Origin of the sequence: Geobacter grbiciae (genome assembly GCF_018531165.1) — a bacterium.
In the GTDB taxonomy this organism is placed as follows: domain Bacteria; phylum Desulfobacterota; class Desulfuromonadia; order Geobacterales; family Geobacteraceae; genus Geobacter; species Geobacter metallireducens.
Genome location: NZ_JAHDIW010000009.1, coordinates 117,109 through 134,440 on the forward strand (window position 1 = coordinate 117,109; position 17,332 = coordinate 134,440).

Genomic DNA, 17,332 nt, shown 5'->3' on the forward strand with positions numbered 1-17,332 from the left:
CCTCCGAAAAGAATACAAGCGGCGTTTACCCCGCCAGACGCATCAGGAGCACGTCGAGGGTGAGCCGCGGGTTGGCGTTGCGCATGAGGGCCTGGCGGGCCTCCATGGTGTTGCTTATTCGTTCGAGATTCTTTTCCTGCGACAGGCGCGTCGCCTCGCTTTCCAGGAACGGCATGATGTCGCGGTTGACCACGGCGTCGCTCCCCCCCTGGATGAGGAGGATGTCGCGCAGAAGCGACGCGAGCACGTCCAACTGCTTCAGGGCCTGTTCCCGATTGGCGGCCATCTCTTCGGCAGCGGCGAAGAGGGGGGCCGTGTCGCTGAGGGAGAGGGTCCTGAGCCGTTCCAGGAGCGCTTGCCGGTCCACCGTGTCCGCTTCCTCATCCCCAAGGGCTTTCCCCAGGCTTCCGCCAGCAAGGGATGCGGCAAGACGTGCTGCGGCCCGGTCCCGTCCGGCTGCCACCAGTTGCTCCTCGATGAGCTCCTCGGGAAGGGGCGCAAAGCGCAGGAGCTGGCAGCGGGAGCGGATCGTGGGCAGGACCCCGTCCAGGTTCGTGGTGAGGAGGATCATCAGGGCATTGCCTGGCGGTTCCTCCAGGGTTTTCAGGAGGGCGTTGCCCGCTGCCGGGTTGAGCCGGTCCGCATCCCGGATGATGCATGCCTTGAGCGGGGTCTCGATGGGGCGAAGCACCAGTTCCCGCTGGAGTTCCCGAACCTGGTCTATCTTGATGAACGCCCCGTCGGGTTCTACCGTGTGGAGATCGGGGTGCTGCAGCGTCGCCATCTTCCGGCAGGAGGGGCAGGTGCCGCACCCATCATCACGTCCGCAGAAGGCAGCCTCCACAAAAGCGAGAGCCGTGGTTCCCTTGCCGCATCCGGCGATTCCCTCGAACAGGTAGGCATGGGCGGTCTTGCCGGAGCGAAGCGCACGCCGCAGAACGTTGACGGGGGTGTCCTGGCCAATGACGCGGGAGAAGGGCACCGCCTACCTCCTTGCAGGGGATGCGGGAAGGCGGGAAAGAATCGCCCCCGTCACGAGGGCCTCGGTCTCCTCGATGTCGCCACTGCCGTCCAGGACCACGAACCGCGCCGGTTCGGTAGCGGCGAGGGAGAGGAAGCCGTCCCTGATCCGTTCGTGGAAGAGGATGGACTCCTGCTCAAACCGCTCCTCCCGGGCCGCGCTGCTTGTGTTGATCCGGGCCATGGCCCGGGCGAGCCCCGTATCCACGGGACAGTCCAGAAGGAGGGTCAGATCCGGTCTGATGCTGCCGGCGGCCAGGCTGTTGAGCCGGGCAATCAGTTCCCGGTCCAGCTTGCGGCCGAATCCCTGGTAGGCCAGGGTGGAGTCGGTGAAGCGATCGCAGAGGACGATCTTCCCCGCGGCCAGGGCTGGTTCGATCACCTCCGTCACGTGCTGGGCCCGGGCCGCCGCGTAGAGGAGGAGTTCGGCCATGGGCACCATGGCGCTGTTGTGGGCGTCCAGAAGAATTGCCCTGATGGCGTCGGCGATGGGGCATCCTCCCGGTTCGCGGGTCACCACCACCCCGTGGCCGGCCCGGTTGAGCCGTTCGGCGACCAGTCGGACCTGGGTCGACTTGCCGCATCCCTCGATTCCTTCGAATGTGATGAAAAAACCCATGGGGGTTGCATTGTCCTTCCATTTTATAAAAGCTGAATTATAGGGAAGTGGCGAGGGTAAATCAAGGCAAAAATCCCCGGCAAGTCGCATAATTATTGATAAATACGGCGGATTCAGGTTATAGTGTTTGGTCATGGGAGAACGGGGCGTAGAGGACAAAAACGCGGTTCAGGAGAGCGCGGCTGAACTGGAGGCGGGCATCGGCTACCGCTTCGTCAATCGGCAGTTCCTGGCTGAGGCCCTTACCCATCGTTCCTGGGTGAACGAGCGCCGCGGCGAGGAGGGGATTCGAGACAACGAGCGCCTGGAATTTCTGGGTGATGCGGTGCTCGGGCTCCTGGTGGGAAAGATGCTTTTTGCCCGCTTTCCCCAGAGCCGCGAGGGGGTGCTGGCCCGGATGAAGGCGTCGCTCGTGGGGGAGGAAACTCTTGCGGCGCTGGCCTCGGCCCGTGGCCTTGGACGCCATCTGCTCCTGGGGCGGGGCGAGGAGCGGAGCGGCGGGCGGGAGCGCCGGTCGCTTCTGGCCAATACCTACGAGGCCCTGCTGGCAGCAGTCTACCTGGATGGCGGCCTTGGTCCCGTCGAACGGATCGTGGAGCAGGACTTCTCTCCCCTGCTGGCCGGCATTGCTTCGGGGGCCACGGGGCGGGATTTCAAGACCGAGTTTCAGGAAATGGTTCAGACTCGATTCGGGACGGCGCCCACCTATGAGTTAATCGCTACGGACGGCCCTCCCCATGACCGGCGCTTCACGGTAATTGCCATGGTGGCCGGAAAACGGATGGGGGAGGGGACTGGCAGGAGCAAGAAGGAGGCGGAGCAGGCGGCTGCCCGGCAGGTGCTCGCGCGGCTCGCTGCCGAAGGAGAAGGATGAAGCCGCTCATTGTCCCCTTTTTTATCTCCCACCAGGGATGCCCCCATCAGTGTGTCTTCTGCGACCAGGAGCGGATTTCCGGCCAGCGGTCCGGGCTTCCGGAGCCGGAGGAGATGATCGCCACCATCGACCGCTATGCCGCGTCCGGACGGGGGAGGCCTCTGGAAGTGGCCTTCTATGGCGGCACCTTCACGAGCCTCCCTCGGAGCGACCAGGAACGGCTCCTGGCGCCGCTGCAGCCCCTCATGGCAACGGGGAGCGTGGCCCGGGTGAGGCTTTCCACCCGGCCCGATGCGGTTGACGGTGAAACGGCGCGCTTTCTCGCGAGCCGTGGCGTGGCCACCGTGGAGTTGGGGGTCCAGTCCATGGATGATGCAGTTCTCACCGCGGCCGGCAGGGGGCATGGGGCGGCCCATGTGGAGCAGGCGTTCGCGTCCCTTTGCGGGGCCGGCATCGACGTCGGCGCCCAACTGATGCCGGGGCTTCCCGGCGATACCGCAGATTCGACCCTTGAATCCCTCGAACGGGTCCTTGCCCTGTCTCCGGCCTTTGTGCGCATCTATCCCACGTTGGTTGTGGAGGGGACCCGGTTGGCGGAACTCTGGCGCTCCGGGGACTACAACCCACTGGCCCTCGACGATGCTGTCTCCCTCTGCGCGGCCATGCTCCGCCGGTGTATCTCTGCCGGCGTGCCGGTGATCAGGATTGGTCTCCAGCCCACGGAGGAACTGGAGCGGCCCGGGACGGTCCTGGCTGGTCCGTGGCATCCGGCATTTCGGCAGCTTGCGGAAAGCGAACTCTTTTTCGATCTTCTCCAGCGACTGACAGCGGGGATTCCCGCCGGTTCCGATCTGGAGGTTGTCTGCGCGCCCCGGCGGTTGTCCGACGTGGCGGGGCAGCACCGCCGTAATCTCGTCCGTCTCAGGGAGCGGTCCGGCGTGGCGGTGACGAGGGTCACCGGCAGTTCGCACCTCTCCCCCTACGATCTCGAAGTTGTTTATGCCGGCGGAACCATTGCCGGCAACGTGCTGGATTGACCTGCACGTTTCACGAAAGGAGTTGCACTTTGTCAGATAACCCGTTCCGATCCGGATTCGTGTCCATCATCGGGCGCCCCAACGTAGGGAAATCGACTCTGCTGAACCGGATTCTCGGCGAAAAGATTGTTATTACCTCGGACAAGCCCCAGACGACCCGTAACCGGATACAGGGGATCCACAACGTCCCCGGCGCCCAGATCGTTTTCATCGACACGCCGGGAATCCACCAGGCCCGCTCGCGGCTCAACAAGTACATGGTGGAGGTGGCCCTGTCCGCCATCCGGGAGGTGGACCTGGTCCTCTTCCTTGTTGAGGCTAATCAGAAGCCGGGGGAGCAGGAGCAGGAGATCATCGACGTTCTTGCCGGGGCCACGGCGCCGGTCTTCCTTGTCATCAACAAGGTGGACCTGACGGAGAAGGGGGCGGTGCTGGAGCGGATCGCCGCCTACAAGGACCGCTATCCATTCCGGGAGATCGTGCCCATTTCGGCCGGCACCGGCGACGGTGTCGACCATCTGGTGGAACTGGTTCGCAAGGCCCTCCCCCAGGGACCGGTCTACTTTCCCGACGACATCCTGACCGACGTGCCGGAGCGCTTCATTGCCGCGGAGATCATCCGGGAGAAGGTCTTTCGCATGACCCGCGACGAGGTCCCCTACGCCACCGCCGTGGAGGTGGACAGCTTCAAGGAGCGGGAGGACGGAGGCCTCGTCTCCATTGCCGCCACCATCACCGTGGAACGGGATTCCCAGAAGGGGATCATCATCGGCAAAAAGGGGGCGATGCTGAAAAAGATCGGCTCGGCAGCCCGGGTCGAGATCGAGAAACTACTCAATACGAAAGTTTTCCTGGAACTCTTCGTCCGGGTCCGCAAGGACTGGAGCGAAGACGAGCGGATGCTGAAGGAGCTTGGATACACATGATGCCACTCGTTGCCATAGTGGGTCGCCCCAACGTGGGGAAATCGACCCTGTTCAACCGTCTCGTGGGGCGCCGCAAGGCCATTGTCGACGACATGCCCGGCGTCACCCGGGACCGGAACTACGAAACCGTCACCCGCTTCGAGGCGCCGTTCATTCTCATCGACACCGGCGGCTTCGAGCCGGTGAGCGAAGACCGGCTCCTGCAGCAGATGAGGGAGCAGTCCCAGCTCGCCATGGAGGAGGCGGACGTCATCATCTTCCTCATGGATGGCCGGGCCGGGCTCACCCCATCCGACGTGGAGGTGGTGGAGATGCTCCGTCGGGTGAAAAAGCCCGTTTTCTTCGTGGTCAACAAGGTGGACGGCGAAAAGATCGAGAACGAGGCGGCCGATTTCTACACCCTGGGGATCGGCACCCTTCACACCATCTCCGCCGAGCACAACCGGGGGGTGAACGACCTCATGGAGGAGGTGGTGGCGGCCCTTCCCAAAAGCTCGACCCGCCTTGATGACGAGGATATCACCCGGATCGCCGTGGTGGGGCGCCCCAACGTGGGGAAGTCGTCCCTGGTGAACCGGCTCCTCGGTTTCGAGCGGGTGGTGGCCAACCCCACCCCCGGCACCACCCGGGATTCCGTCGATACTCTCTTCGCCTGCAACAAGAAGCGCTACCTCCTCATCGACACGGCCGGCATCCGGCGCAAAGGTAAGACCACCCAGAAGCTGGAGAAGTACAGCGTGGTGGACAGCCTGCGGAGTATCGAGCGGGCCGACGTGGTGCTCATCATCATCAATGCCGAGGAAGGGGTGACGGAACAGGACGAGCGGATCGCCGGCTACGCCTTTGAGGCGGGCAAGGCCTGCATCTTCGTGGTCAACAAGTGGGATACCCTGGCCAAGGACAACAGCACCCTTGGGAAATTCGTCGACCAGATCAAGACGGAATTCAAGTATCTCTCATTCGCGCCGATAGTATTTGTATCAGCCAAGAGTGGCCAGCGGATCAACCGGGTCATGGAGGAGGTGGAGCGGGTCATGGCCCAGTATTCCAAGCGGGTAAGCACCTCCGACCTGAACCGGGTCTTCTCCGAGGCGGTGGAGAAACACCACGCCCCCCTTTCCCACGGGCGGCGGGTGAAGTTCTACTTCGCCACTCAGGTGGGGACGAAGCCGCCGACATTCGTACTGTTCACCAATCAGCCGGAGGGGGTGCATTTTTCCTACGAGCGGTACCTCATGAACAAGTTCCGCGAGGCGTTCGATTTCACCGGCAGCCCGCTCAAGATCATCTTCCGGGGCAGGGATCGCCGGGAGTAAACGTGCTTTACTTGAACCGGACGAGTAGTTTATGATGAGCGCCGTTTCTACCACTGTTTTCCGGGTTTTTGACCCTCTCATGCCATGAGCCTTGTCGGGAGTCTTGAAGATCTGGGGCTGGGTGAGATCTTACAGATCATCAGCCTTTCATCAAAGTCGGGGATTCTGCGGATCAAGAGCCGGGGGCGTGAAGGGACCATCGTCTTCCGTCTCGGTCAGGTGATCCAGGCCACCTCCAGCACCCTCCTGGAGAATATCGGCGAGGTCCTGATCCGCAAGGGGAAGCTCGATCTCGCAACCCTGCGGTCAGCCCTTGCATGCCAGGAAAGCGAGGGATTCCAGGAACGGCTCGGATCGATCCTGGTGCGACGATTCGGCGTGCCTGCCACCGTTGTCGAAGATGTGGCCCGGGAGCAGGTGGAGCGGGTAGTCTATACGCTCTTTGCCTGGGTGGAAGGGACATTCGAATTCATTCTCCAGGACAACGTGGCCACTGCCGGCACCATCAGGATGGATCCCCTCCAGTTCATGCTGGAACAGGGGCTCAATCCCCGGCTCCTGATGGCGGAGGCGAACCAGGACCGCCGCAGAAGGGATATTCCCCGGGATGAGGAGCCCCTCCGGGTTCCCCAGCCTCCTGAAGGGCGTACCGTGGTGCCTGCGCCGCCGCCGGGGCACATCAACATCGGTGAGGAGCTTCGTCTCGAAATGGGAGAGGAGCTGGCAAAGACCGGTGAGGAGGGTTACAGCCACGCTGACCGGATGACCCTGTTGCGGGGGATGCTCGAAGAGCTGCACAATCCCGAGCTGGGATGCGGCATTACCCTGCTGGTCCTGCGGCTTGCCGCGGAGTTCATGGACCGGGCGGTAATCTTCAGGGTACTGAAGGAAGAGGTTGTGGGGCTCGGTCAGTTTGGCCTCGACGACCGCGGAGGCGGTGCCGACGAGCGGATCAGGTCGCTCCGCATACCGAGAGGAGAGCCATCGCTGTTCAGCGGGGTTATTGAAGCGAAACACCCGGCAGTGGTCCGTCCCGAAGCGAATGAATGGAATCGTTATCTGTTCGGCCGTATCGGCGTGGAGATTCCCCACGAGGTTTTCCTCGGGCCGATCGTAAGTGGTGGAGAGGTGATCGCTGTCCTCTACGGTGACAATCAGGCCGAGCGCAGGCCAATCGTCGGGACGGAGGCCCTGGAGATTTTTCTGTCCCAAGCCGGGCTGGTCATGGAAAAAGCGCTGCTGGAAAGTAAACTTCGGAGTGTAACGTGAAGAAAATCCTTATAGCGGAAGACTCGTCGACCATGCGGTCCCTTCTGGTGGCGACCATCGAGTCCCTCGGCGGATATCTGGTTTCCGAGGCGGCGAGCGGGTTCGAAGCCCTTCGGCTTCTGCCTCGGGAACCCGTTGACCTGATCATAACCGATATCAATATGCCCGACATCAACGGGCTTGAGCTTGTGAGCTTTGTCCGTGGAAGTGAAAATTACCGCCATATCCCACTCTTCATCATATCCACCGAAGGGAGCGAGCGTGACCGGGAAAAGGGGCTCGCTCTCGGTGCCAACGAATATCTGGTGAAGCCGTTCGATCCGGCGCGTTTGCAGGAGTTGATCAAACAGTACACGGCCTGAGGGTTATCCATGGCAAATTCAAATGATACGTCCGGCAGGGCCGTGGAAGACTTCCTGGCCGAAGCCGAAGAGATTGTCGATCGACTGAGCACCGACTTGGGAACCCTCGGCGACTGCGCCGACAGCGGGGAGTGTGATCCGGACCTGCTCAATGCCATTTTCCGCGGCGCCCACTCCCTCAAGGGGCTCGCCGGCATGTTCGGTTTCGCCGACATCCAGCAGCTCTCCCATAACCTGGAAAACCTTCTCGATTCACTTCGCCTCGGCAAAATACCCCTCACCAATGCCACCATGAACATCCTCTTCGATGCCATGGAACTTCTCGGTTCCGTGGTGCGGGGGCTCGGCACCGGAGAAAACTTCTCTTCCGCCATTGCCGACGCGATTCAGCGGCTCAATGACTGCGCCACAGCCCAGGAGAGTGGCGGCGAGTCACCCCTCCAGAAGCTCGGCCTGCCGGAGAAGGTCCTCAACTCCCTCACCGAATACGAGGAACACCGGCTGCTGGAGAATGTGAAGAAGGGGCGGACCATTTACTCCATCCATGCCTCCTTCAACCTCATGTCCTTCGATCAGGATCTGGGGGAGATCACGGAAGTCCTGAAGAAGTCTGGAGAGGTGGTGAGTACTCTCCCCAGTGCCAGTGCCACTCCCGAGTCGATGATCGACTTCGAGATCCTCTACGGCACCGACCTCGCGCTTGATGATGTTACCGGACTCATTGACCGGGATAATGTCGAGGTCACCCGGATCGGTGCGGCTGCCTCTCCACCCTCGGCCATCGCGGCCGGTGTTGCCGTGGCAATCCCCGCTACAGCGCAGGCGTCGGTTCCGACTTCGGCTCCGGCAGAGGTCTCCGCTCCTGTCGGCCAGGGCGACGACATGACCGCCAAGAGCATGAGCCGGACGGTGCGGGTCGACATCGGCAAGCTGGACGATCTCATGAACATCGTGGGCGAGCTGGTCCTCTCCCATTCCATCATCTCGATGCTGGCGACACGCATGAGACTCGAAGGGTTCTCGTCCCTGGCCATCGAGCTGGGCAAGGCGGCCAAGGGGCTCGACCGCAAGCTCACGGAACTGCAGAAGGGGGTCATGGAGATCCGGATGATCCCGGTTGGGCAACTTTTCGAGAAGATGGCCCGCATTGTCCGGAAGGTCTCCCGGGAACAGGGGAAAAAGGTCGACCTCAAGACCTTTGGCGCGGACACTGAGCTGGACAAGCTCATCATCGAGGATATCGCCGACCCCATGGTTCACATCATCCGCAACGCCATCGACCATGGACTGGAGACCACGGAAGAGCGGGTGGCCGCCGGCAAGCCCGAGCGGGGAACCATCCGTCTCTCCTCCTACCAGAAGGGAAACCACGTCGTCATCGAAGTGTCGGACGACGGGCACGGGTTCAATATCGAAAAGGTGAAGAAGAAGGCCCTGGAAAAGGGGCTCATCAAGACCTTGGAAGGGGTATCCGACCGGGAGGCCCTCGATTTCATCTTTCTCCCCGGCTTTTCCACCGCCGACAAGGTGAGCGAGCTGTCGGGCCGCGGCGTCGGCATGGATGTGGTGAAAAACAACATCGCCGCCGTCTCGGGGATGGTGGACATCGAGAGCATCTTCGGCCAGGGGAGCAAGGTCATCATCACCCTTCCCATCACCCTGGCCATCATCAAGGCGCTGCTGGTTTCCACCGCCGGGCGCACCTACGCCCTCCCGATCACGTCGGTGCTTGAAACGATCATCGTCACCGAGAATGACATCGATACCGTGGAGCGCAAGGAGGTCTACCAGCTCAGGCAAACGACCCTGCCGCTCGTGCGGCTGGAGCGCTTTTTCGGCGTCCCGCGCACAAAACCGGATTCCGCCGAGTTCTACGTGGTGGTGGTGGGGGTGGCGGAGAAACGGCTCGGGGTCATTGTCGACGATCTCATGGGGCAGCAGGATATTGTCATCAAATCCCTGGGGGACATGTTCAAGGGGTACCGGGGGATCACCGGAGCGGCGGACCTGGGGGACCAGCGGACGATCCTCGTGCTCGACGTGGGGGGGATCATCGGCGAGGCGTTCCGGAGCGGAGGGTAGATGTACAGGGAGTTCTACGGTCTGACCGAAAAGCCGTTCTCGAAGACCCCGGACCCGCGCTACCTCTTTCTGTCGCGGGGACACCGGGAAGCCCTGGCACGGCTCCAGTATGCGGTGGAGGAGCGGGAACTGGCGCTCCTCACTGGCGACATCGGCTGCGGCAAGACCACCATCTCCCGGGCGCTCATGGACGCCGTGGGGAATGACGGCTGTTTCTGTTTCATCGTCAACCCGCGACTCTCGGCCGTGGAATTCCTCCGCACGGTGGCCCGCAGTCTCGGCATCGCTGAGCCGGCCGCGGCCAAGGACGAACTCCTGCGGCAGCTCACCGAGGCGGTTTACCGGCTCGAGGGGGAGAAGCGCTGCCCGGTCATCATCATTGACGAGGCCCAGCTGATCCCCGACCAGGAGGTGTTCGACGAGATCAGGCTCCTGACCAACTTTCAGCTGGACGACCGCAACCTCATGAGTGTTATTCTCATGGGGCAGCCGGAGCTGCGGCAGATACTGTCCGAGCCGGCCCATGAAGCCCTGCGGCAGCGGATTGCCATGCACTACCACCTCCAGCCCCTGAGCCTTGAGGAAACCCTCGAGTATGTGGACTTCCGGGTGGAGGTGGCCGGCGGACCCCAGGGGCTCTTCTCTCCGGATGCCATCCGGAGGATTTACGAGTTGTCGGGCGGGGTGCCGCGCAAGATCAACATCCTGGCGACCAATGCGCTGTTGGTGGGGTTCGGGAAGGACTCTGCCTGGATCGATGCATCGCTGGTGGAAGAGTTGCGTGACGAAGCGAGCCTCTACTGAGGTCAAAGGATCGACTGCCATGATGGATATAGCCGAAATCAGGAAAAAGGCCCAAAGGGAACGCGAAGGGCGACGCGAGGAACCCCAGGCTGCGCAATCACCGGTTACCCCCTCCGCTCCTCCGCTGGAGGAGACCGATGATGGCCACTATGACGAGTCCTTTCCCCAGGATGAGATCATCCAGGCCAGCTTTGCTCCGCCGGTTGTTCGCGACCCCTTGACCGTTATCCTCGAAGGGCGGAAGTCTGCCCTTGTTGATGAGGTTCTCCCTGTTGAAGACGATGCCGACCTCCCGGTCCAAGCTTCGTCTTCCCTCGAAATTCTTTGCTTCAGGGTTGCCGACGAGATTTACGGCATCGACATCATGGAACTGAAGGAGATCATCAAGCCCCGGGAGACAACGGAGGTTCCCCATGCACCCCCCTTCATCGCCGGTGTGCTCTCGTTGCGCGGCATCATTATCCCCGTATTCGCCCTCCGGGAGCGCCTTGGCCTGTGCCGGGAAGAAGGGGGAGGGAAAGAGCGCATCATCGTGGTGAAGAAAGGTGATGGTCTCTGTGGTATTCTTGTGGACGAGGTGACCCAGGTGGTTCGGATTGCTGCAGACACCGTGGAACAGCCCCCTGCGGTTCTCGATGGCATAGATCGTGAATTTGTCTCCGGTATCGGACGCCATGACGGAAAGATCGTCATTATGCTCGCAATGGAAAAGGTTCTTGACGTGTTGCTGCTCTGAAATCGTGCCCCATTTTAATGGCGCGAAAGGGTCCAGACATGACGAAGAAAAAAATTCTGATCGTCGAGGATGAGGAAAGCCTTCTCAAGCTTGAAAGCATTCTCCTCACGTCCAGGGGGTATGAAGTGGTGGGTGCCACCGACGGGGTGGCCGCCCTTGAACAGGTCGGCTTGACCAGGCCCGATCTGGTCATCCTCGACATCATGCTTCCGGAGATAGATGGCTTTGAGGTCTGCCGGCGCATCAAGCAGAATCCCGAAACGGCACACACTCCCGTCGTGATGCTTACGGCCAAGAAGAGCGAGCAGGACTGCGCGCGAGGGATGGCGGCGGGCGCGTCGGCCTACGTCACCAAACCGTTCAAGTCGGCAAAGATCATTGAGATAATTCAGGATCTCCTCTCTCCTTAACGGGAGGGAGCCAGACAGAAACCATTTAAATGTGCTGCCCCAGGGGGGATGATGATGGAAACCGACATCCAGGAAATTCAGCTTGCCTGTTTCCGTCTGGGTGATGCGAATTTTGCCGCTGACATCATGAGGATCAAGGAAATCCTCAAGCCTCAGCACCTGACGAAGCTACCCAGGACACCGTCCTTTGTGGAAGGGGTAATCAATCTTCGCGGCACGGTCATTCCGGTTATGGATCTGCGCAAGCGGTTCGAGCTTCCTGAACGCGCTCCGCTGGAGGAATCACGGCTTTTGGTGGTAACCGTGTCCCGCCAACTCGTGGGGCTCGTCGTGGACGACGTCACCGAGGTCGTTACGGTCCAAGCCCATGACATCAAGCCCCCTCCCCATGTGGCCGAGGGGATCAGCACCGAGTACCTGATCGGCGTCTGTCTTGTCCGCGACAGCCTCATCATGCTTCTCAATCTTGACACTATTCTGAACAGCCGTGAAACATCGGCTCTCGCCGGCTTCTCACGGGCATCGGGCGCAACTCCCGCCCGATAATTCCGGAAAAAGAGGATACCCGCAGTGTGTGCGGGAATCCTGACAGTTCGACAAGGAGACCGTCAGTGGGCGATCTTGAACACATACGTACTCAACTTACTGGTGCCGACGACGAGGAGCGTCGACAGGCCGTCATCGGCCTGGGTCGCCATCCTCTCGCCAGGAGTCGTGAACTCTTTTTTTCAGCCATGGGGGACGGGAGCTGGCGGGTACGCAAGGAGGCGGTCAACACGCTTCTCACCGTGCCCCTTGATGACTCAACCCTGAACGGGCTCATCGGCCTGCTTGCATCCTCCGACAACGCCGGGCTCCGGAACTCGGCGGTGGAGGCCCTGGAGCGCCTGGAATCCCGGAGTGTGCCGCTTCTCCTTGACCACCTCAAAGACCCTGATCATGACGTACGGAAATTTGTCGCCGACATCCTCGGCAGCATCGGCGACCGTTCATCCATCCCATCCCTCGTGGAAGCACTGCAGGATCCCGATGCCAACGTTTCTGCCGCAGCGGCGGAGAATCTCGGCAAGATCGGCGACCCTCGCGCGGTTGCGCCTCTGGTTGAGGCCCTGGCAACGGGTGATGTCTGGTTCCGCTTTTCGGTTCTCGGCGCCCTTACCCGGATTGGGGAACCGGTTCCCATCCCGGTGTTTGCTCCCCTTGTAGCGGATCCTCTCCTGAAGCGTCCCGTCATAGAGTGCCTTGGCGCAGTGGGAGACCGTGATGCCGTACCTGTAATCCTGGAGGGGCTCCAGGACCGTGTCCGGGCAGTCCGTGAAGCGGCGGCCTGCGCCCTGGCGCGCCTCAGGGGGAGACTCCCCGCGGTGTACGCACGGGAGGTTGATGACCATCTCACGGGTTTCAGGGGGAAACCGTGCGTGGATGATCTCATCGCATCCCTTGATACCACCGATCGGCAGGTGAGAGAGTCACTTGTGGGGATTCTGGCGCTTATCGGTGATGAGCGTGCGGCCCTGCCCCTTCTGGAGGGATGCCGCGACGAGCGGCTTCGGCGCACGTGTCTCCAGGGTTTCCGGATTATGGGAGAGGGTGGGATGGCCGCATTGCTTGCAGCTTTCTCCAAAGCCGATGATGAGGAAAAAACCTTCATCATTTATCTGTGGGGAGAAATGGGCTTTGGTGGTGCGGCGCCGTATCTTGGCGAGGCCATGGCGAGTAACCGGTACTCGGTCCGCAATGCCGCTGTGGTGGCTGCAGGTAAGATCGGCCTTACCGGGTTGCTGGATCAGATTCGAGTGCTGCTTGACGACAGCGAGCAAGACGTGCGCAAGGGGGCCGTGGATGCTCTTGTGCGTCTTGCCCCCACCGGCCGGGAGAAGGTGGCTGCCATCGCCAGGACTCTTTCCACGTCGCCCAACCCCGATAACCGACAGGATGCCGCGCGGATATTCGCGGCTCTGGCCGATCCGGAGCGCCTTGCCCTTCTGGTGAAGGATGAGAGCCCCCTTGTGAGGCGTAGTGCTGTGACCGCTCTTGCGGGCCTGCGCCTTCCCGAATGCCTCGGGAACCTGGTCATGGCGCTGGTGGACGAGGACCCTGATGTGCGGATCGCCGCCGCTACGGGACTCGGTGAGATGCAGGGTGAGGGGAGCGTGGACTCTCTGATCCTTTCGCTCAACGATGAAGATCCGTGGGTCCGCTGCGCTGCCCTCAGGAGCCTCGGCAAGATGGGCGGCGAGCGGGCGCTTGATGCCATCGAGGATCTGTTGGGCAAGGCGGATGGGGTCGTGCTTATCACTGCGCTCGAAGCCTTGGCCGGTCTTGGGGACGACCGGGCACTTCTGCTCGTGAGAAGGGGCCTTGAGAGCAGTGACGAGGAGGTGGTGAAATCTGCCATCGACATCCTCTCCCGCAGCGGTTCCTCCTGGATTGACGAGTACCGGGACAGCCTTCTCCGACACCCCCACTGGGACGTGCGGTGTGCCACTGCCCGTGCCATGGCGCATCTTCTCGGCGAGGGAGCGGCCGAGCACCTGCGCAAGGCTCTGGAAGCCGAGCAGGACGAACTCGTACGGGGTGAGCTCCGGGACCTTCTCGGAAGGTGGCGGTAATGTTCACCCTGGAACCGGAAATACCGCTATCCGATGAGGAGTTCCGCCTGATTCGGGATCTCATCTACAATCATTGTGGCCTCTACTTTGATAGCGATGCAACCTACCTGCTGGAAAAGCGCCTCTCCAAGCGTCTGCAGTTTCACCATTTCGCAGGGTTCAGGGACTACTACCACTTCCTCAAGTATAACCGGAACAGGGACCAGGAACTCTCGGATATCATGGATCTCCTCACCACCAACGAGACCTACTTCTTCCGCGAGGCGTTCCAGCTCAAGGCGTTTACCGACGAGATCATTCCCGCTCTGCGCGCGATGAAAATGAAGAGCGGCGACCGGACGCTCCGCATCTGGAGCGCCGGCTGCTCCAGCGGTGAAGAGCCTTACACAATCGCCATGCTCCTTCTGGAAATGGGCGGTTTCGCCGGCTGGCAGGTGGAAATTATCGGCACCGACATCTGTCAGCGGGTGATTCAGCAGGCCCGCAAGGGTCTCTACGGCAAGTCTTCCTTCCGGGTGACCGACGACAGCTACATCCGTCGCTACTTCACCGAACAGGACGGAATGTACCGGGTGAACGACAAGGTGAGGGAACTGGTCACCATAAGCCACCTGAACCTCCTCGACGCGAACCGCATCGCGCTGCTGGGCTGCATGGACGTGATATACTGCCGCAACGTCATCATCTACTTCGACCAGCTGGCACGGCGGAAGGTGATTGACTCCTTTTACCGGACCCTGCACGAAGGGGGATATCTCCTCCTGGGTCACTCCGAATCGCTCATGAATATCTCCACGGCCTTCACCCTTAAACACTTCAAGAACGACATGGTCTACCAGAAGCCCTTCCCGGGCGGGGCAGGGGGTGGATTATGAGAAAAATCAGGGTTGTCGTCATCGACGATTCCGCCTTCAACCGGCGGGCCATTATCAAAATGCTTGAAAGCATGCCCGAGGTGGTGGTGGCGGGATACGCCAACGACGGCGAGGAGGGGATCAGAAAAGTCATTGATCTGAAGCCCGACCTCGTGACCCTTGACCTCGAGATGCCCAAGATGGACGGCTTCACTCTCCTGCGGATCATCATGGGGTACTGTCCGACACCGGTCATTGTGATCAGCGCCAAGAGTGATGACGAGAAGGTCTTCAAGGCTCTTGAACTGGGAGCGGTCGATTTCGTCGCCAAGCCGAGCCAGGGGATTTCCGAGGAACTCCTTACCATAACCGACGATATCCAGCAGAAGGTGCGGGGCGTCTTTTCCCTGAACATGAAGGAGATCATCCGCCGTGAGAAAGTGGAGGTTTTGGCTCCCCCTCCTGTCGCCCCGAAAAAGGCGGAAGCGGAGCCGCGACGTGTGGTGCCGTGCCGTCTCGATGTGGTGGCCATCGGTTCTTCCACCGGCGGCCCCCCCGCCATCCAGCGGATTCTCTCTTCGTTCCGCGAGGCCCTTCCCCTGGCGATCGTTATTTCTCAACACATGCCCGCCGGTTTCACGCGAACCTTCGCGGAGCGCCTCAACCGCCTCTCCGTTTTCGAGGTCAAGGAAGCGGCCGACGGCGATACGGTGTGGCCGGGGCGGGTGCTGATTGCTCCCGGCGGCCACAACATGGTGTTCGAGAAGAGTTCCGGCTCAGTGGTGGTGAGGGTGCGCAAACCATCTCCCGAGGATCGCTACATCCCATCGGTCGACGCCATGCTTGCCTCCTGTGCGGAAGTCTTTGGACCGCGGACCCTTGGCGTAGTGCTTACGGGCATGGGGAACGATGGGAGCCGGGGGGTGCGGGCCATCAAAGGCGCGGGAGGACAAGCCCTTGCCGAAGCCGAGAGTTCGGCAGTGGTGTTTGGAATGCCGAGGGAGGCCATCGCCACGGGTGTGGTTGATAAGGTGGTACCCCTCGATCTGATTGCGCGGGAAATCCGTATGCGTTGCGGAGTGGCCACCGACCTTGATTAGCAGGCCGAGGGTCCGCTGCGTAACCGCCGCGCCGTATAAACAAGTGTGGTGCTGGGAGCAAGTCATGTCGATGGATGACAAGAGTGATGAAAAAGGGATGCATGTGCGGGCCGACGAATTCCTCCAGCTCTTCAAGAAGGGCGCGGAATTTACCCAGGATCTCCTCAAGGAGAACGAGCGGCTTCGATATCGGATTTTTCAGCTGGAGGAACACCAGCGCAAGGGAGGGGCTCCGGCTTCCCTTGTCGAGGAAAACCGGCTTCTCGCCGCCCGCATCGAGGAGTTGGAGCGGGAGAAGGACGAGATTCTCGGCCGCATCAGGCAGATTGAGGCTGAGAACAATGATTTCGCCACCCGCTATGTGGAAATCGAAGAGGAAAACAACAATCTGGCAAACCTCTACATAGCCAGCTACCAACTCCACTCCATTCTCGATTTTGATGACGTTCTCAAGGTCATCACCGAGATCATCATCAACCTGATCGGGGCCGAGGAATTCGCCGTCATGCTCATCGACGAGAAGGCCGGCCTGCTGGGCGCCGTTGCCGCCGAGGGCATTTCCCTTGATGATGTGCCGAAGGTGCGGCCCGGCGAGGGGACCATCGGGGCCATCGCCGCTACCGGCGAGAGCCACTTCCTCGAGGATCCGGCGGGATACGTGCGAGACCTCTCGAATCCCATGGTCTGCATACCCCTCAAGATCAAGGATCAAGTGATCGGAGTCATCGTCATTTACAAGCTCCTGATCCAGAAAAAAGCCTTTGTGCCGGTGGACTATGAACTGTTCACACTCCTTGCCGGCCATGCGGCAACCGCCATATTCAGTTCCAGGCTTTACTCGGATTCGGAGCGCAAGCGCTCCACCATGCAGGGATTCATCAATCTCCTGACGAAGTAGCCTATTGCACCGGAGATCCATGACTATGTCCGATAAGAGGATACTTGTCGTAGAAGACTCGCCCACCATGCGGCAGCTTATCTCCTTCACGCTGCGGCGGCTCCCTGGCGTTGCGCTGGTGGAGGCGACCGACGGCGTTGATGCCCTGAAAAAGCTGGGAGGGGATAGTTTTGACTTGATATTTACCGATATCAATATGCCGATCATGGATGGCCTGAAGCTCGTGAGCCTTGTCCGCAACGATCCGTCCCTGAGGCACATCCCTGTCGTGATCATTACCACCGAGGGGGCTGCCGAGGACCGCCAGCGCGGCCTTGCCCTCGGGGCCAACGACTATCTCACGAAACCGATTCAGGCCGGCAAAATCCTTGCCGTGGCAAGGGAATTGCTACGAATCGGCTAAAAATTGTTCG

Annotated in this window: 18 protein-coding genes; 16 read left to right on the plus strand and 2 right to left on the minus strand. The window is 61.0% G+C overall.

Going from position 1 to position 17,332, the window contains the following annotated elements; all coding sequences use genetic code 11:
* Positions 1-25 precede the first annotated feature (25 nt).
* Both holB and tmk read right to left on the minus strand, forming a co-directional pair.
* Positions 26-982 carry a DNA polymerase III subunit delta' gene (holB, locus tag KJB29_RS12155; protein ID WP_215734813.1) on the minus strand — a complete coding sequence of 319 codons (957 nt, stop codon included), beginning with the start codon at positions 980-982 and terminating at the stop codon, positions 26-28.
* 3 nt (positions 983-985) lie between these two features.
* A complete protein-coding gene (gene tmk, locus KJB29_RS12160) occupies positions 986-1,639 on the minus strand; it encodes a dTMP kinase (RefSeq protein WP_215734814.1) in 654 nt (217 codons plus the stop codon).
* Between the two features lie 133 nt (positions 1,640-1,772).
* On the opposite strand from tmk, the gene rnc reads away from it, so the two are divergent.
* From rnc to KJB29_RS12240, 16 genes are all read left to right on the plus strand, one after another.
* On the plus strand, positions 1,773-2,513 hold the full coding sequence (gene rnc / locus KJB29_RS12165) for a ribonuclease III (RefSeq protein WP_215734815.1): 741 nt from the start codon (positions 1,773-1,775) through the stop codon (positions 2,511-2,513).
* Positions 2,510-3,550: an elongator complex protein 3 gene (locus tag KJB29_RS12170; RefSeq protein WP_215734816.1), complete on the plus strand. Its 1,041-nt coding sequence runs from the start codon at positions 2,510-2,512 to the stop codon at positions 3,548-3,550. Before rnc ends, KJB29_RS12170 begins: the two co-directional genes overlap by 4 nt.
* Positions 3,551-3,579: 29 nt before the next feature.
* The gene (era, locus tag KJB29_RS12175) at positions 3,580-4,476 is read left to right on the plus strand and encodes a GTPase Era (protein ID WP_004513305.1); all 897 of its coding nucleotides are present in this window, start codon (positions 3,580-3,582) and stop codon (positions 4,474-4,476) included.
* Positions 4,473-5,792 carry a ribosome biogenesis GTPase Der gene (gene der / locus KJB29_RS12180; protein ID WP_004513306.1) on the plus strand — a complete coding sequence of 440 codons (1,320 nt, stop codon included), beginning with the start codon at positions 4,473-4,475 and terminating at the stop codon, positions 5,790-5,792. Before era ends, der begins: the two co-directional genes overlap by 4 nt.
* Positions 5,793-5,876: 84 nt before the next feature.
* Positions 5,877-7,061: a DUF4388 domain-containing protein gene (locus tag KJB29_RS12185; protein ID WP_004513307.1), complete on the plus strand. Its 1,185-nt coding sequence runs from the start codon at positions 5,877-5,879 to the stop codon at positions 7,059-7,061.
* On the plus strand, positions 7,058-7,423 hold the full coding sequence (locus tag KJB29_RS12190; protein ID WP_004513308.1) for a response regulator: 366 nt from the start codon (positions 7,058-7,060) through the stop codon (positions 7,421-7,423). Before KJB29_RS12185 ends, KJB29_RS12190 begins: the two co-directional genes overlap by 4 nt.
* A gap of 9 nt (positions 7,424-7,432) precedes the next feature.
* On the plus strand, positions 7,433-9,505 hold the full coding sequence (locus tag KJB29_RS12195) for a chemotaxis protein CheA (protein ID WP_004513309.1): 2,073 nt from the start codon (positions 7,433-7,435) through the stop codon (positions 9,503-9,505).
* Positions 9,506-10,309 carry an ExeA family protein gene (locus KJB29_RS12200; protein ID WP_004513310.1) on the plus strand — a complete coding sequence of 268 codons (804 nt, stop codon included), beginning with the start codon at positions 9,506-9,508 and terminating at the stop codon, positions 10,307-10,309. It begins immediately after the preceding gene.
* A gap of 19 nt (positions 10,310-10,328) precedes the next feature.
* Complete coding sequence (locus tag KJB29_RS12205; RefSeq protein ID WP_004513311.1) at positions 10,329-11,045, plus strand: chemotaxis protein CheW; 717 nt, start codon at positions 10,329-10,331, stop codon at positions 11,043-11,045.
* A 38-nt stretch (positions 11,046-11,083) separates the two neighbouring features.
* The gene (locus tag KJB29_RS12210; protein ID WP_004513312.1) at positions 11,084-11,455 is read left to right on the plus strand and encodes a response regulator transcription factor; all 372 of its coding nucleotides are present in this window, start codon (positions 11,084-11,086) and stop codon (positions 11,453-11,455) included.
* Positions 11,456-11,509: 54 nt separating this feature from the next.
* Positions 11,510-12,001, plus strand: a complete 492-nt coding sequence (locus KJB29_RS12215) for a chemotaxis protein CheW (protein WP_100206464.1) — start codon at positions 11,510-11,512, stop codon at positions 11,999-12,001.
* A gap of 65 nt (positions 12,002-12,066) precedes the next feature.
* A complete protein-coding gene (locus KJB29_RS12220) occupies positions 12,067-14,067 on the plus strand; it encodes a HEAT repeat domain-containing protein (protein WP_004513314.1) in 2,001 nt (666 codons plus the stop codon).
* Positions 14,067-14,942, plus strand: a complete 876-nt coding sequence (locus KJB29_RS12225) for a CheR family methyltransferase (protein ID WP_011366039.1) — start codon at positions 14,067-14,069, stop codon at positions 14,940-14,942. Before KJB29_RS12220 ends, KJB29_RS12225 begins: the two co-directional genes overlap by 1 nt.
* Positions 14,939-16,021, plus strand: coding sequence for a protein-glutamate methylesterase/protein-glutamine glutaminase (locus KJB29_RS12230; RefSeq protein WP_004514494.1), 1,083 nt, complete (start codon positions 14,939-14,941; stop codon positions 16,019-16,021). Before KJB29_RS12225 ends, KJB29_RS12230 begins: the two co-directional genes overlap by 4 nt.
* Before the next feature lie 64 nt (positions 16,022-16,085).
* Entirely contained in the window at positions 16,086-16,919 is an 834-nt protein-coding gene (locus KJB29_RS12235; RefSeq protein ID WP_004514495.1) for a GAF domain-containing protein, read from the plus strand.
* A 25-nt stretch (positions 16,920-16,944) separates the two neighbouring features.
* Positions 16,945-17,322, plus strand: a complete 378-nt coding sequence (locus tag KJB29_RS12240) for a response regulator (RefSeq protein WP_004514496.1) — start codon at positions 16,945-16,947, stop codon at positions 17,320-17,322.
* The last annotated feature ends 10 nt before the right edge of the window (positions 17,323-17,332 follow it).